The sequence below is a fragment of the Bittarella massiliensis (ex Durand et al. 2017) genome (genome assembly GCF_009876955.1).
Taxonomy (GTDB): domain Bacteria; phylum Bacillota; class Clostridia; order Oscillospirales; family Ruminococcaceae; genus Bittarella; species Bittarella massiliensis.
This window is the reverse complement of sequence record NZ_WWVY01000001.1, coordinates 50,832-66,529: the sequence shown is the minus strand read 5'-3', so window position 1 is coordinate 66,529 and position 15,698 is coordinate 50,832. Positions and strand designations below refer to the sequence as shown.

General features: G+C 66.5%; 12 protein-coding genes and 1 pseudogene. 2 read left to right on the top strand and 11 right to left on the bottom strand.

The annotated features are described in order from the left end of the window. Positions 1-87 precede the first annotated feature (87 nt). The 4 genes from GT748_RS00310 to GT748_RS00295 all read right to left on the bottom strand — a co-directional run bounded on the left by GT748_RS00310 (position 88) and on the right by GT748_RS00295 (position 3,320). On the bottom strand, positions 88-1,095 hold the full coding sequence (locus GT748_RS00310; protein ID WP_044992135.1) for a deoxyguanosinetriphosphate triphosphohydrolase: 1,008 nt from the start codon (positions 1,093-1,095) through the stop codon (positions 88-90). Between the two features lie 155 nt (positions 1,096-1,250). Beyond that, the gene (locus GT748_RS00305) at positions 1,251-1,877 is read right to left on the bottom strand and encodes an IMPACT family protein (protein WP_021658713.1); all 627 of its coding nucleotides are present in this window, start codon (positions 1,875-1,877) and stop codon (positions 1,251-1,253) included. 84 nt (positions 1,878-1,961) lie between these two features. Continuing rightward, a complete protein-coding gene (gene rpmE / locus GT748_RS00300; protein WP_044992125.1) occupies positions 1,962-2,165 on the bottom strand; it encodes a 50S ribosomal protein L31 in 204 nt (67 codons plus the stop codon). Between the two features lie 120 nt (positions 2,166-2,285). Then, positions 2,286-3,320: a threonine aldolase family protein gene (locus GT748_RS00295; protein WP_021658715.1), complete on the bottom strand. Its 1,035-nt coding sequence runs from the start codon at positions 3,318-3,320 to the stop codon at positions 2,286-2,288. A gap of 280 nt (positions 3,321-3,600) precedes the next feature. Between GT748_RS00295 and GT748_RS00290 the strand changes: the two genes are divergently transcribed. After that, the gene (locus GT748_RS00290) at positions 3,601-6,231 is read left to right on the top strand and encodes a cation-translocating P-type ATPase (RefSeq protein WP_021658717.1); all 2,631 of its coding nucleotides are present in this window, start codon (positions 3,601-3,603) and stop codon (positions 6,229-6,231) included. A 658-nt stretch (positions 6,232-6,889) separates the two neighbouring features. Here GT748_RS00290 and GT748_RS15860 read toward each other — a convergent pair. The 3 genes and pseudogenes from GT748_RS15860 to GT748_RS00280 form a co-directional block, all read right to left on the bottom strand. Beyond that, the gene (locus GT748_RS15860) at positions 6,890-7,726 is read right to left on the bottom strand and encodes an InlB B-repeat-containing protein (protein ID WP_353590210.1); all 837 of its coding nucleotides are present in this window, start codon (positions 7,724-7,726) and stop codon (positions 6,890-6,892) included. Between the two features lie 433 nt (positions 7,727-8,159). Continuing rightward, a pseudogene (locus tag GT748_RS15855) lies at positions 8,160-8,675 on the bottom strand (InlB B-repeat-containing protein); the annotation flags it as partial. A 1,533-nt stretch (positions 8,676-10,208) separates the two neighbouring features. Then, the gene (locus GT748_RS00280; RefSeq protein WP_143161650.1) at positions 10,209-11,045 is read right to left on the bottom strand and encodes a metallophosphoesterase; all 837 of its coding nucleotides are present in this window, start codon (positions 11,043-11,045) and stop codon (positions 10,209-10,211) included. A 211-nt stretch (positions 11,046-11,256) separates the two neighbouring features. Here GT748_RS00280 and GT748_RS00275 point away from each other — a divergent pair, with 211 nt between their 5' ends. Continuing rightward, positions 11,257-12,783, top strand: a complete 1,527-nt coding sequence (locus GT748_RS00275; protein ID WP_073261263.1) for a YifB family Mg chelatase-like AAA ATPase — start codon at positions 11,257-11,259, stop codon at positions 12,781-12,783. Between the two features lie 69 nt (positions 12,784-12,852). Here GT748_RS00275 and GT748_RS00270 read toward each other — a convergent pair whose 3' ends face one another. From GT748_RS00270 to GT748_RS00255, 4 genes are all read right to left on the bottom strand, one after another. Further along, on the bottom strand, positions 12,853-13,116 hold the full coding sequence (locus tag GT748_RS00270) for a hypothetical protein (protein ID WP_161213399.1): 264 nt from the start codon (positions 13,114-13,116) through the stop codon (positions 12,853-12,855). A 35-nt stretch (positions 13,117-13,151) separates the two neighbouring features. Then, positions 13,152-13,985, bottom strand: a complete 834-nt coding sequence (locus GT748_RS00265; RefSeq protein ID WP_161222298.1) for a GNAT family N-acetyltransferase — start codon at positions 13,983-13,985, stop codon at positions 13,152-13,154. Positions 13,986-14,405: 420 nt separating this feature from the next. Then, positions 14,406-14,870, bottom strand: coding sequence for a 23S rRNA (pseudouridine(1915)-N(3))-methyltransferase RlmH (locus GT748_RS00260; protein WP_021660248.1), 465 nt, complete (start codon positions 14,868-14,870; stop codon positions 14,406-14,408). A 1-nt stretch (position 14,871) separates the two neighbouring features. Beyond that, positions 14,872-15,672: an MBL fold metallo-hydrolase gene (locus GT748_RS00255; RefSeq protein ID WP_021660249.1), complete on the bottom strand. Its 801-nt coding sequence runs from the start codon at positions 15,670-15,672 to the stop codon at positions 14,872-14,874. Positions 15,673-15,698 lie beyond the last annotated feature (26 nt).

Below are 15,698 nucleotides of genomic sequence, written 5' to 3'. Positions count from 1 at the left end.
CCCGCGGGCCAAAAAGGGGCGCCCGGCCCGCCCGCCGGAATAGGGGGCGCGGCCGCGCGGCTCTCTGCAAAGAGCGGGGGGCGGGCCCTAGAGGCTGTCCTCCAGCCGCCAGGAGCGGGGCACAAAGATGCGCTCAAAGGCGGTGACGGCATAGCCGTCGGTCATGCCGGAGATGTAGTCCACCGCCGCCCGCTCGGCCCCCTCGTCCCGGGCGATCTGCCGGTAGAAGTCCGGCATCTTCTCGGGGTGTTTGACCAGGTGGCCGTAGAGGAGGGCCACCAGTTCGCAGGCCTTCCCCTCCTCCTTCTTGGCGGCGGAGTTGGTGTAGACCACCTGGTACATGAACCGGTGCAGGGCGTCAAAGGCGCGGTAGACCTCCGGGCCCATGCGGATGTCCTCGCCGCTGTTTTCCAGCAGGGAGCGGACCATGGTGGTGATGCGGGGGTTCTTCCCCCGGCCCAGCACCGCCACGCAGTCGTAGGGGAGCTCGTTTTCCTCCAGGATGCCGGCGGTGATGGCGTCCTCGATGTCGTGGTTGATGTAGGCGATCTTGTCGGCAAAGCGGACCACCCGCCCCTCCAGGGTGCAGGCGTCCTTGCCGCGGGTGTGGCAGGCGATGCCGTTTTTGGTCTCAAAGGTCAAATTGAGACCCCGCCCCTCCTTCTCCAGCCGCTCCACCACCCGCACCGACTGCAGGTAGTGCTTGTAGCCGAAGGGGGCCAGTTCATTGAGGGTGCGCTCCCCGGCGTGGCCGAAGGGGGTGTGCCCCAGATCGTGCCCCAGGGCGATGGCCTCGGTCAGGTCCTCGTTGAGGCGCAGGCCCCGGGCAATGGTGCGGGCGATCTGCGACACCTCCAGGGTGTGGGTGAGCCGGGTGCGGTAGTGGTCCCCCTGGGGGGAGAGGAAGACCTGGGTCTTGTGCTTGAGCCGCCGGAAGGACTTGCAGTGCAAGATCCGGTCCCGGTCCCTGGCGTAGGGGGTGCGGATCCCGTCCTCCGGGGCGGGGACGCGCCGGCCGCGGCTCTCCTCCGACAGGGAGGCGTGGGGGGACAGGGTCTCCCGCTCGATCCTCTGGGTCATCTCGCAAACGGTCATCTTCATTCACCCCTTTACCTCTATATACGCCAACGGCCGGGCGGTTTCCTTCTTTCCGGGACCCTTTTTTTGCAAATTTTTCTCCCCCGCGGCGCCCCTCCCCCTATTTAAGAGGGCGAAAGGGGTCGATTCCTGTCACCCCGCCGCAAATTTTTTTACAGGTGGGAGAAGACGACCTCCCCCAGCCGGGGGGTCACCCGGCCGCCGCTGCGCTCCACCAAGTCGGCGCAAAGGCCCTCGGCCGCGTCGGCGCGGACGGTGAGGCGCAGGGTCACCTGCTCCAAAAAATCGCACCCCTCCTGGCGCAGGGGGTAGTTTGGCAGCAGGTTCTCCACGATCGGGTAGAAGTCGTAGGGCAGGGCGACCACCACCTGCCTGCAGGCGCAGACGGTGACGATGTCGGCCGCCGCCACCGCCAGGGAGGCGGCTTTGGAATAGGCCCGCAGCAGCCCCCCGGCCCCCAGGAGGATGCCCCCGAAGATGCGGGAGACCACGATCACCGCGTCGGTGATCCCCCCCTTTTGCAGCACCTCCAGGGTGGGCTTGCCGCCGGTGCCCTGGGGCTCGCCGTCGTCGCTGCAGCGCTGGCCGTTTTGGCAGCGCAGGTCGTAGGCAAAGACGTGGTGGCGGGCGTCGCGCAGCTCCCCCCGCACCCGCTCGACAAAGGCCATGGCCTCCTCCGGCGAGGAAGCCGGGGCGATCCGCCCGATGAACTGGGACTTTTTGATGGTGATGCTGTCGCCCGCCTCCCCTGCCGGGGTGCGGTAGCTCTGTTGGTCCACGCTGGGCCCTCCTCCCCTCTTTGGCGGGACAAAAAGAAAGGCGGTGTGAACCACACCACCCTCATTTTTTGGACACGCCAAAAGCTATTTATCCAGATTAAAGCGCCGTTTGAAGCGGTCAACACGTCCGCCGGTATCAACCAGTTTCTGTTTGCCGGTATAGAACGGGTGGCATTTGGAGCAGACCTCGACGCGGATGTCGCCCTTCGTGGATCTGGTCTCGATCACTTCGCCGCAAGCGCAACGGATGGTCGCTTTGTCGTAGTTCGGATGAATCCCCTGTTTCAACGCAGTCACCTCTTTCACCAAAGAAACGTTACTTTCAAGATAATAGCACAACCGCTTTTAAAATGCAAGACGGTTTGTCCCACTTTTTTGAAAAAAATCGCCCTCCTATGGGCTTTTTTGCTAGAGGGCGGCGATGGCCCCCACCAGGGCCTGCACGTCCTCGTCCCGGGTGGCCCAACTGGTGCAGAAGCGGACCGCCGTCCGCCCATCATCCAGCTCCCCCCAGCTCTCGAAGGCAAAGTCTTGCCCCAGGGCCTCCCCCTGCGCGGGGGTGAGGACGAAGAACTGCTGGTTGGTGGGGGAGTCGAAGTAGAGGGGCACCCCCGCGGCGAGGAAGGCCTTGCGGATGGCCATGGCCTGCTCCACCGCCCGCTTGCAGATGGAGCGGTAGAGCCCGCCCTCGAAGAGGACGTCGAACTGGATGCCCAGCAGCCGCCCCTTGGCCAGCAGCCCGCCCCGCTGCTTGATGAAGTAGCGAAAGTCTTTTTTGAGGGCCGGATCGGAAATCACCACCGCCTCGCCGAAGAGGGCGCCGCACTTGGTGCCGCCGATGTAGAAGACGTCGCAGAGCCGGGCCAGGTCGGGCAGGTCCAGCTCGCTCTCCGGGCTGGCGAGGCCGTAGCCCAGCCGCGCCCCGTCCAGGTAGAGGGGCAGCCCCCAGCGGCGGCAGACGGCCGCCAGCTCTTCCAGCTGGGTTTTGGTGTAGAGGGTGCCGTTTTCGGTGGGGTGGGAGATGTAGCAGGCCCCCGGCTGCACCATGTGCTCGCTGACGTCGCTCGTGAAGTGGGCGCGGCAGTAGTCGTCCACCTGGGCGGCGGTGATGGTGCCGTCTCGCGAGGGCAGGGGCAGCACCTTGTGGCCGGTGGCCTCGATGGCGCCGGTCTCGTGGCAGGCGATGTGCCCGCTCTCGGCGCAGAGGGCCCCCTGGTGGGGCCGCAGCAGGGCGGCGAGGACGGTGGTGTTGGCCTGGGTCCCCCCCACCAGGAAGTGGACGTCCAGGTCCTCCCTTCCGCAGGCGGCGCGGATCTTTTGGCGGGCGCTCTCGCAGTAGTGGTCGGCGCCGTAGCCGGGGGTCTGTTCCAGGTTGCTCTCGCACAGTTTTTGGAGGATGGCCGGGTGGCAGCCCTCCACGTAGTCGCACTGAAAGTAGGTCATGGTCTCTCTCCCTCTCCGGTGGGGCGGGGCGCGGGCCCTCCCCTCGTTTTTCCTATATAAGAGAGGATACCCGCCCCGGCCGGGGCTTGTCAACACGGGCGGGGGCAAAAGGCGGAAAAAAGGGCCGGCAAAGCCCCCCAATAGTTGCCAAAAGAAGAAAAGAAAGCTATGATGGTGGTATTCCCCTGCGCCAACCTTTGCATACTGATAACAGCCGGTTTCCCCCGCGCCCCCGGGGTGCGGCAGGAGCGGCGGACAGCAAAAAAGGAGTGTTGTAAACGTGACATGGCACAGCCAGACCCCGGAGCAGATCGCCGGGCAGCTCGACTCCGACCTGGAAAAGGGCCTCTCCCCCAGCCAGGCGGCCGACCTGCTGGGCCGGGTGGGAGAGAACAAGCTGCAGGGCAAAAAGCCCAAGACCCTGCTGCAGCGCTTTTTGGCCCAGCTCAAAGACACCATGGTCATCATCCTGATGCTGGCGGCGGTGGTCTCCACCGTGATGGCCTTTGTGGATGAACACGGCGACTTTTTGGAGCCGGTGGTGATCGTGGGGATCGTCCTCCTCAACGCCTGCCTGGGGGTCGCCCAGGAGAGCAAGGCCGAAAAGGCGCTGGAGGCCCTCAAGGACATGAGCACCCCCCACGCCCGGGTCATCCGCGGCGGCCAGGCGGAGGTCATCTCCTCCACCGAGCTGGTGCCCGGCGACATCATCGTGTTGGAGGCGGGGGACTTTGTCCCCGCCGACGCCCGGCTGATTTCCTCCTCCAGCCTGCAATGCGAGGAGTCGGCCCTCACCGGCGAGTCGGTGCCGGTGCAGAAGGAGGCGGCCGGCACCGTGCCGGAGGACGCCCCCCTGGGCGACCGGCACAACATGGTGTACAGCGGCTGCAGCGTCAGCTACGGCCGGGGCACCGCCATCGTCACCTCCACCGGCATGTCCACCCAGATGGGGAGCATCGCCGCCCTCCTCTCGGGGGAGGAGGACGGCCAGACCCCCCTGCAGCACAAGCTGGAGCAGATGGGCAAGATCCTGGGGCTGGTGGCCCTGGCCGTCTGCGCGGTCATCTTTGTCATCGGGCTGCTGGGGGGCACCCCCATCGGCGAGATCCTGCTGACGGCCATCTCCCTGGCGGTGGCCGCCATCCCCGAGGGGCTGCCCGCCATCGTCACCATCGTGCTGGCCATGGGCGTGTCGCGGATGGTGAAGAAAAACGCCATCATCCGCCGGCTGCCCGCGGTGGAGACCCTGGGCAGCGCTTCGGTCATCTGCTCGGACAAGACCGGCACCCTGACCCAAAACCGGATGACCGTGTTGCAGACCTGGGTGGACGGCGAGGACCGGGCCGAGGACATCTCCCGGGAGGAGCGGCCCTCCGACCCGGCGGTGGCCCTGCTCAAGCTGGGCACCCTCTGCTGTGACGGCACCGTCTCCGCCCAGCCCGACGGCACCCTCAAGCACATCGGCGACCCCACCGAGACCGCCATCGTCGCCGCCGCCCTGCGCGCCGGCGAGGAGCAGGAGGCCCTGAACGCCGCCTACCCCCGCCAGTTCGACCTGCCCTTCGACTCGGACCGCAAGCTGATGACCACCGTCAACCTGATCGACGACCAGCTGCACGTCATCGTCAAGGGGGCCTTCGACATCCTCAGCGAGCGCTGCGTGGCTGGGGACGTGGAGACCGCCCGCCGCATCAACGAGGAGATGGGGGGCGAGGCCCTGCGGGTCATCTGCGTGGCCCACAAGGTCATCTCCCTCCTTCCCCTGCCGGAGGACGCGGCCGAACTGGAGCAGGGGCTGACCCTGATGGGCCTCATCGGGATGATCGACCCGCCCCGGGAGGAGGCCAGGGACGCCATCGCCACCTGCCTGAAGGCGGGCATCCGCCCGGTGATGATCACCGGCGACCACGTGGTCACCGCCTCGGCCATCGCCCGGCAGATGGGCATTTTGAAGGAGGGCGAGCGGGCCATCACCGGCGCGGAGCTGGCCGCCATGAGCGAGGAGGAGCTGGACCGGCGCATCGCCGAGTTTTCGGTCTACGCCCGGGTCACCCCCGAGGACAAGATCCGCATCGTCAAGGCCTGGCAGAAAAACGGGCAGATCGTCTCCATGACCGGCGACGGGGTCAACGACGCCCCCGCCCTCAAGGCCGCCGACATCGGCTGCGCCATGGGGATCACCGGCACCGACGTGGCCAAGGGCGCGGCGGACATGGTCCTCACCGACGACAACTTCGCCACCATCGTGGTGGCCGTCAAAGAGGGGCGGGGCATCTTCCAGAACATCGTCAAGTCCATCGAGTTCCTGCTCAGCTGCAACATCGGCGAGATCTTGACGGTGCTGGGCTCCATGCTCCTCTCCTTCGGCTCCCCCCTCACCGCCATCCAGCTGCTCTGGGTCAACCTGGTGACCGACGGGCTGCCGGCCCTGGCCCTGGGGATGGACCCGGTGGACAAACACGTCATGGACGAGCCGCCCCGGCCCAAGAGCCAGGGGATCTTCAACCCCGCCCTCTGGGTGCACATTGTGTTGCAGGGGCTGATGATCGCCGGGCTCACCATCACCGGCTATGCCCTGGGCCGCTACGTCTTTGGCAGCGACCTGGTGGAGGAGGGGCGGACCATGGCCTTTTTGGTGCTGGCCTGCAGCCAGTTGGTGCACGTCTACAACATCCGCGCCAAGGGCTCCCTCTTCGCCCAGAACCCCTTTGCCAACAAGTACCTCAACGGCGCGGTGCTCTGCAGCCTGGCGCTGATTTTGCTGGTCTCCCTGATCCCGCCGGTGGCGGGGGTGTTCGGGATGTACCTGCTGCCCGCCAAAGCTTGGTTGGCCGTGGCGGGGCTGAGCCTGCTGCCCATCCCCCTGGTGGAGCTGGCCAAGCTGGTTTCCAGGGTGTTTGCCAAAAAGTAAGGCGATTTTCCCCTTTTGATTGGAAAGAGGGCCCGGCCGGGGCGTTTCCCGGCCGGGCCCTCTTTGGATTTTACCTTTTTGCGGGGGGTGGCAGGGGGAGATTTGCCGGTTTTGTCCCCTACATTCTGTTGCATTCTGTAAACTGCGGCTTCGGCGGGAGGGCAGTTGGCGGGGAATGGGGAAGTGTGCTTTAAAGGCGTCGGATCCTCTCCTGTCGCCGTCTACCTGCCGGTGCGCAGCGAGGGGACACCCTCTCCTTTGCCCTGCCCGAGGGCGTCTACCGCGCCGAGATCGCCGACGGGCTGGGCAACCGCTCGGCAGGCGAGGTGATGGTCGCCCCCTGAACAGCCCAAAAGAGATGGAGAGCCGCACGGCCCAGACGGGCGGTGCGGGGGCAACAGAGAAGGCAGACACTTTCGTGTCTGCCTTCTCTGCCGAAAAATAGAGGGAGAGAAACGTTTGACAGGAGACGCGGGAGCCGTCGCCGCACAAAGAGGCGGCCGTCCCTCTGCGGACAGCCGCCTCTTCTTCCGTCAGGGCCGACGCTCCGGCCCCCTATTGCAGAGGATCGCCCTTGCGCGGGCGCACCCGAGCGGGGGACACGGGGCCCTTTCGTGCTGAGCCCGCCCGCCGGCAGAGCGCCCCTTCAAAGGGAGCTTTAAATCTGCCCGCTCCGCTTCTTGCCCAGGAACAGGGCGATGGCGGCAAGGCCAAACAGGCCGCCGGCAACCGGCCAAACGAAGCCATCCCCCGTCGTCGGCGACGAGCTGTCAGGCGATCCCGGCGCGTCGGGGGTCTCGGGCAGATCCGGTGCATCGGGCACATCGGGCACGTCCGGCACATCGGGTACGTCCGGCGAAGGGGGCGCCGCTTTCTCGGCAAAGGTGGCCTCGATCTGACCGGGTGCAGCGATATTGGAGAAGGTGTATGTTCCCACCGGGCCGATCTCCTCGCCATTGACCTTGACCGAGGCGATCCCATACCCCTCGTCCGGCACAATGGAGAGGGTGAGCGACGACCCCTCCAAACAGTCTGTGACGCCGCTGGGAGAGATCGTCCCCCCCGCCCCTGCAACGGCGGAGATTTGGTAGACCGGGGTACTCTGGCGCAGGCCCAACGCATATACCGAGAATTTTTGTACCCGCAAAACAACATAGGGGATCCCCTGCACCGTGTCGATGTAGTAGCACTCCCCCCCCGCTCGCGGCGCTGCCCCGCGCCAGCTGGACAGGCGGGGTATCCCCGTGCTGCCGCCAGACGACGATGTCCTCGAGAGCGCGGTGATTGGCGGCGAGCTGGTCCGCCAAATCGCCGGACATGGGCAGGTAGACGGTGAGCAGGCCCGGCGACTCCACAATGGGCTCCGCTGAGCGCTCCACCTCCACCCCACCCTGCAAAACCTTGAGGGTTTTGGTGAGGGAGAGGTCGAAGTAGTCGAGCAGGAGATGGTCCGTCTGGGCGACAGGGCCTGCAAACACCTCCCTCTCCGGGGCATTTTCCGACACCGGCTCGGCGGTCAGGGTCACGGTGATCTCCACCGCAGACCCCTCGCCGCTCGCCCCGCGAATGGCCTCTTTCTCCGCCTGGGAAACAGCCTCTTCCAGGCCGTCGGCCGCCACGGGGACACTGCCGGAAATCTGGGTGTTCAGCCGCAGCTGCGCGTCTTTAAAGGACACCGACACAGAGGTGCTATCCCCTTCCACCGAGACGCTGCAGGTGCGCATCACATCGATGCCCGCGCTGTTTTGGCAGGTGACTTCCAGGGTGTAAACCCCATAGGGCAGGTCGTTAAAAACCGCTTTCCCCATCCCGTCGGCGACCTGGGATTGGAGGATCTTCTCCCCCTCTTTGACGACGACCAGCGCCCCCGGAAGGGGCTTTGTCTCATCGCTCACCGACACGTCCAGATTGCCTGCCGGGGCCCACTGTGCAATCAGGGTCACCGCCCCGCGCGGCATGGCGAGGGATCCCCCCGCTGCATAGAGGGAATCCCCCACCTTCCAGCCCTGGAAGGCATATCCTTCCCGGGAGGGAGCTGTTGCAAGGGTGACGGATTCGCCCGGATAGTAGAGGCCGCCCACCGGAGGCGTGCCGGCTGCTCCCCCCAAGTCGTAGGCGAGGGTCTGGGCCCCTGTGATGGCGATGACATCCCCCTCGTCATTCAGGCAGAGGGCGGTATCCTCGTTCAGTTCGACGCCGGTGAAGCGGTCGGCCCGCAGCGCCGTTTGAAGCCCTTCATTCGCGGGAACAATGACCGCCGTTCCCACCGCTTTCACCTGGGGTGCCACCCGAATGCCGCCCGCCGAGCCGGTCAGGGGGCCGGTGAGGGTGATCACCTCCCCCTCCCTCAACAGGATGGAGCCGGACGCGCCAAAGGCAGGCTGCCCCTGCAAGGTGATGCCGCCGCTGGTGGGCGCCTGCACTTCGGCCGTCTTGCGGAGCATGAGCTGACCGTCGATCTGGCCGCCGCCCAGGTTAATCCCCCCAGACCAAGCGCCGGTATCGCACATCCCGATCACATCTTTTCGCACTGTGCCCCCGGTGAGGTTGAGTTCAAAAGCACTTCCTGCCACACACTTTTGACTACCTACCACCGAGCCCTCTACCACTCCCCCACTCATATTGATCGCGTATTTGGGGGCGGGGGTACTGGCCCGGCAGCCAATCAAATTTCCGCTCACGCTGCCGCCGGTGAGGTTGACGGTGACATCTCCCCCAAATTTGGTTCCCCGGTAGCCGCTGCCCCCCAGGTCCCCCACGATCGAGCCGTCTGTCACGGTGAGGGTACACCCGCCCGCACAGGTATCGCCAAACTGTTGGCCGCCGGCAAACACCCCACATGTGCCCAAACTCTCGCTGCCGATGACCGCGTTCCCCGAAATGGTGACAGACTCCTTGCCGGCAAAACTGCCATTCCCGCTGACGGAGCCGCTGTACACCGCCTGGGCGACGAAGGCCGAGCCGCCAATCGAGATGGAGACGTCCCCACCAACCGAGGCGGTATCAAAATTGACTGCAGCGATGATCCCGTTTTGCCCATTGGCGCCGACGATCCGGCCCCCCGTCACGGAGATGGTCACATCCCCCTCGACAGGGCTCATATAGCTGCCGCTCAACCTGTCGATCGTGCCGCCGGTCATGGAAATGTGGACATCCTCTATGGGGGTCGGATAGGGATAGGCCAGGGTCCCGGCCGCGATCTCCCGCCCAGAGAGGTCATAGCCCTTGTCCCGGTCGCCCTGTAAGCTGGTGCTGTCAATGGCGAGGGGCTGCTCGCCGCTGTCCACCACGCCATTTTTATTTTCATCCCAGTAGAGTTTGGTATAGCCTGCCTCCTCGCCCTCCGTCAATACCACATCGGTGTCCCCCAAAAAAAGGATGGGATCGGAGTCGATGATTTCGGGCGGGTCGGCGGCGTGCACGGCGCCGGGTGGGATCACCCCCACCAAAAGTTCCACTACAAGCAGCCCTGAAAGCCATTTCTTTCCCATTATGCATCCTCCTCTTGGACAGAGCGCCCGGCTCTGCCCCCTCGTTTGTCCACCGCGTACGGCCCGGCGGCAGGTTGCCCGTTTTCCCTGGCGTATCCGCAGGCTTACTCCTCTGCCAAAGTTGACGTCTCACAGCGGCGAACAAAAAAATTGTGTTCTTTTTCTTTCTCTGTTTTAGAGGGGGATCAGTACAGAAGAAAACCTGTTCTTCTCATATTTTCAACTGGCTTATTCGATATTTTAGAGCGATAAACTTGAAAGAAAAAGGGTACTTTTATCATACTCCTTTATTTCTACTTATTCCACCACAAAAAATCTTTTTTCGATTTTATTTGACGGCAAAGCCCTGCCTCCCCACCCCGTTGCAGGGGAAACAGCTGGCATTTTACAAAAAAATTCGCTCTAAAAAAGGCACCCCCTTTTACAAGAGGGCACCCTTTAAACAGTTTTCCGTACCGGTCAAACGGCGTCTCTCCCGCCGTCTTTCTAGACCGCGGGGCGGATGGTGATGCGCACCACCTCGGGGCGGTTGAAGAGCCGCAGGGGCAGGGGGTAGTTGCCCAGCCCGCTGGAGATGAAGAGGTTTGTCTCCCCCTTGGTGTAGAGGCCCTTGTCGTAGATGGGGCCGCCCTGGAGCCGGGGGAACCAGCGGCCGTCCACCTGGGCCGGGCCCAGCAGGGGCAGCCGCACCTGGCCGCCGTGGGTGTCGCCGCAGAGGGTCAGGTCGGCGCCAAAGGCGAAGAAGGCCCGGGCGTTGGGGATGTGGGCCAGCAGGATGCTGAAGCGGTCCTCCGGCGGGGAGGGGAAGGCGTTGTGCAGGTCAAAGGTGCCGGTGTAGGACTGGTTGTCGATGCCGTAGAGCAGGATCGTCTCCTCCCCCACCGTCAGCTCGGCGGTCTCGTAGTCCAGCACCGTGACCCCCCGCTGCCGCAGGGCGGAGAGAAACCCCTCCTCCCCGTCGTGCTCGCCGGGGACAAAGTAGACCGGATACTGCCCAGCCAGCTCTTCCAGCAGGGCCAGGGCGGTGGCTCTGCCCCGCTCGTCGTCCCGGGTGTACATGTCGCCGGTGACCAGGACGGCGTCGGGCTCCTGCTGCTTCACCCGCGAGAGCAGGGCGCGGTTGCCCCCGCCGAAGGTGGCCCCGTGCAGGTCGCTGAGCTGCACCAGGGTCAGGGGGGCGCTCACCTTCCCGCTCTCGATCGCCACCTTGGTGGTGACGAGGGCACAGGTCTGCTGCCACCAGAGGGCCAGCAGCAGCAAAAAGGCCAGCAGGGCCCCCATCCACCAGCGAAAGCGAAATCCTCTCTTGCCGCGTTTTGTCACCGGGCACTCCCCCTCTCTTGCTCCCCTCAGGATAGCGCCAAAGGATGACGGAGGGCCGCACAAATTTCTTACGATTTGCAAAACCTCGGCCCTCCTCTTGCTGTCCCGTCGCCCTACTCCCTTTCCTTTCGACAAATTCTGCGCTATAATGAATTTAACAGCGCGGCCGGGCGGCGGTCCGGCACACGCACGAGGAGAGGGGGCGAGGCGGTTGTTCTGCGCGCTTTCCAGCTTTGGGGTGTACGGGATGCACGCCTACCCGGTGTCGGTGGAGGTGGACGCCGCCCGCGGACTGCCCGCCTTCGACCTTGTGGGGCTGCCCGGTGCGGCGGTCAAAGAGGCGCGGGATCGGGTGCGCGCCGCCGTCAAAAACACCGGCTTTTCCTTTCCCGTCAGCCGGCTCACCGTCAACCTGGCCCCGGCGGACGTGAGAAAGGCCGGCTCGGTCTACGACCTGGCCATCTACCTGGGGGTGCTCTGCGCCTCGCAGCAGCTGAGGGCGGACCTGTCCGGGTCGGCCTTTTTGGGGGAGCTCTCCCTCAAGGGCGACCTGCGGCGGGTGGCCGGGGTGCTGCCCATGGCCATCGAGGCCAAGCGGCGGGGGTTCGCCCGCCTCTTCCTGCCCCGGGAGAACGCCTGGGAGGCCGGGGTGGTGGAGGGCATCGACATCCTGCCCGCGGCCACGGCGGAGGAGGTCGTCGCCCACCTGACGGGGACGGCCCCCATCTCCCCCTTTGCCGGCGGGCGGGAGAGCGTGCCGGAGGGAGAGGAGATGCTCCCCGACCTGGCCGATGTCAAGGGCCAGTACCTGGCCCGCCGGGCGCTGGAGGTGGCGGCCTGCGGCGGCCACAACCTGCTGATGGTGGGGCCGCCGGGGGCTGGCAAGTCGATGCTGGCCAAGCGGCTGCCCTCCATCCTCCCGCCCATGACCTTTGCCGAGCAGTTGGAGACCACCATGGTCCACTCCATCGCCGGGCTGCTGCCGCCCGACACCGCCCTGGTGCGCCGGCGGCCCTTTCGCGCCCCCCACCACACCATCAGCCCGGTGGGGCTCACCGGGGGCGGCCCCACCCCCCGGCCGGGGGAGATCTCCCTGGCCCACAACGGGGTGCTGTTTCTGGACGAGCTGGCCGAGTTCTCCCGCGGGGCGCTGGACGCCCTGCGCCAGCCCCTGGAAAACGGCTCGGTCACCATCACCCGGGCCCAGCACACCCTGACCTTCCCCTGCGAGATCATGCTGGCCGCCGCCCTCAACCCCTGCCCCTGCGGCTACCTCCACCACCCCACCCGGCCCTGCACCTGCACCGCCGGCCAGATCGCCCGCTACCGCGGGCGGGTCAGCGGCCCCATCCTCGACCGCATCGACCTGCACCTGGCGGTGGAGCCGGTGGAGTACAGCGACCTCTCCTCCCGGGAGCGGGGGGAATCCTCCGCCGCGGTGCGGGCGCGGGTGGCGTCGGGCCGGGAGCGGCAGCTGGAGCGGGCGGAGCGCACCGGCGCCCTCTGCAACGCCCGGCTCTCCCCGGCGGCGGTGGAGGCCGTCTGCCCCCTGACCCCCGGGGCCGAGCGGCTGCTGAGGGAGGCCTTTGACACCCTGGGACTATCGGCCCGGGCGCGGGACAAGCTGCTCAAGCTGGCCCGCACCGTGGCCGACCTGGACGGCTGCGACCAGATCGCCGAGGCCCACATGGCCGAGGTCATCCAGTACCGGCAACTGGACCGGCAGGGCGGCTGGTAGGCGCAAAAAAGAGGGCCCCGCGGAAGGGAGTTTCCTTCCGCCGGGCCCTCTTTTGCCGCGGGATGGGGGTCAGCGGCCCCTCTGCTCCCGCCGCACCTGGGCGACGATCTGCTCCGCCGCCTCCTTGTCCTGCTTTTTGACGTAGATGTAATAGAGCTTTTCAAAGCGGGAGCCGCTGCCGTCGCCGCCCCAGTCCCAGCGGCCCATCCGGTCGCTGTTGGGGGTGCGCCAGCAGTAGGGGATGCCGGCTTTCGTCAGAGCCCGGGTGATGGCCGTGCTCTCCGCCAGGGAGTAGCCCATGTAGATCTCCGGCCGCCCGATCCAAAAGAGCATTGCAAACGCCTCCTTCCGGCGCAGTGCGCCCGCTGCTAGGTGTGGCTGCACAGGGGGATGCGCCCCTCGGGCAGCCAGTCAAAATCCCCCTGCACAAAGAGCGCGTCCTCCCCCGCGCAGGGGATGGGGGCAAAGCCAGGGGCCTGGTCCCGCCAGAAGCCCAGCTCCACCCGCCGGGTCGCCGGCCCCGCCAGGGCGGCCACCGCCTCGTTCAGGCTGTCGGGGCCCCAGTGCTGCCAGAGGGTGAGGGTCTCCCCCGCAAAGGTGGCGGCGGCCACCCCGCCCCGCGGCAGGCGGTAAAAGCCGTTTTGCAGGGGGCCCAGGGCGTAGAACAGGCAGAGCGGGCCCCCGCCCACCTGCCAGATGTCGGCCCCTGTCGGGGCGCCCTCGTCCAGGGAGAAGAGCTCCCGCTGCACCGCCGGGTCGCTGGTGTCCAGGGGACGGGCCGTCCCCTCCCCCGCCCCGCACAAGGGGCGAAAGAGGAGCTGCTCCTCTGCCCGGACAAAGCCGAATTTGGGGTAGAAGTCCAACACGCTGGGGTTGGCAAAGAGGAAGAGGCCGTCGCACCGCCCCTTCCAGTCGGCGAGCACCCGCCGGAGCAGCCGGGCGGAGAGGCCCTGCCCCCGGCAGGCGGGGTGGGTCTCCACCGTGCCCAGTTGCAGGTAGCGCCGCCGCTGCCCCCGCACCCAGAACTCCATGGGGCTGACCGAGACGTGGGCCACCACCCGCTCCCCCTCCACGACGGAGTAGGGGATGTAGCCCTCCCCCCAATAGCCGGCCCGATACCACCCCTCAAAGGAGAGGCCGAAGACCGCCTCGGTGAGGGCGTTCAGGCTTTGGCGGAGGGCGTCGTTCTGCCGGTAGCCCACCGCGATTTTCCGCTCCGGAATGGCGATCCCCCCTCTCTGCCCCCATCATACCCGGCGGAAACGGCCCTGTCAATGGGGGGAGGGCGTTTGGCGGGGCTGTACGGTGGGGGCATGGGTGCGGCGGAGGCGGCCACGCCGTCTCCACCCGGACCCCCCCGGCCATTCGGCTTTTGCGCCGGGCGGGAGGCGGAGGCCCTGCTCCCCCTGCGCCCGCCTGTTCGGGAACAGGCACACCCTTCCCCGGTACAACAGGACGTTTTCGACCAGCATTCCCCTGTACAATGGAGAAAAGGGGGCCGCGCGGAGAGGCCCCCCGGCCAGGGCCCCCCTCCCTGTGCCGGGGTCTCTCTCCCCCACCCGTCCTGCGCCGGGCGACAAAGAGCGCCCGCCCGGCTCGTTCGCCGGACAGGCGCTCCTCTCTCACTTGTGGTATTTGATGTTGCCGCCGATGCAGAAGGCCCGGTAGAGCTGCTCCAGCAGCATCACCCGAAACAGTTGGTGGGGGAAGGTCATCTCCGAGACCGAGAGCCGCAGCTGGCAGGCGGCCTTGACCCGCTCGTCCAGCCCGTAGCTGCCGCCGATCACCAGATCCAGCGAGCTGTGCCCCGAGAGGGGCAGGCCGGACAGCAGCTGGGCAAAGGCGGGGGAGGACATCTGCCGCCCCTCCACGCAGAGGGCGATGGCGTAGCTGCCGCTCATCTTGGCCAGCAGCCGGTCCCCCTCCCGGCGGATCACCTCGTCTATGCTGTCGTGCAGCCGCTCCTCCGGCAGCTCGATCACGTTCAGCTTGCAGAAGGCCTGCAGCCGCTTGGCGTACTCCGCACAGCCCTGTTGCAGGTAGCGCTCCTTGCACCGGCCCACGCAGAGCAGATTGACCCGCATCATCTCAAAACGCCCAGAGGAGGGAGGCCTCGTCCCGGGGCATGACCTCCAGCATCACGTCCTGCCCGGCGCCCACCAGGGCCCCCATCTGCCGCAGTTTGGCGGCGCTGGTCTCGAAGGCCAGCCCGGGGAAGTTGGAGTTGATGCTCAGGTGGGCCAGCAGAAAGCGGCTGACCCCCCGGCGGGTCAGCTCCTCCACCGCGTCGGCACAGCAGTCGTTGGAGAGGTGCCCGCTCTCGGAGATGATGCGCCGCTTCAGGTAGTAGGGGTAGCCACAGGCGCGGAGCATGTCCTCGTCGTAGTTGGACTCGATGAGCACCGCGTCGCTGCCCTCCACCCGCTCGTAAAACCGGTCGGGCAGCACCCCCATGTCGGTGGCCACGGTGATCTTGCGCCCCTCGTCGGTGGTGACGATGTAGCCCTGGCTGCCCTCGCAGTCGTGGCTGGTGGCCATGGCCTCCACCGAGAAGCCGGGCAGCCGGGCCGGGCAGCTCTCGTCTATGTAGCGGACCTCCACCTCGGGGGGGAGGGCGTCCTTCTGGCGCAGGGCGGCGGCGGTGGCCGGCGAGGCGTAGAGGGGGACCGGCCGGTTTTTCAAAAACACCTTCAGCCCCCGCACGTGGTCGATGTGCTCGTGGGTGATGAAGACCCCCAGCAACCCGGCGGGGTCGATCTCCCGCCGGGCCATCTGCTGCAGGGTCTGGCGGCAGCTCTTGCCCATGTCCACCAGGATGCCGCCGCTCTCGCCGCCGATGTAGGTGCTGTTGCCGCTGCTGCCGCTGTAGAGCGAACAAATGGAAGTCATAAAATCTCCTTTTTCAAAGGGGGACG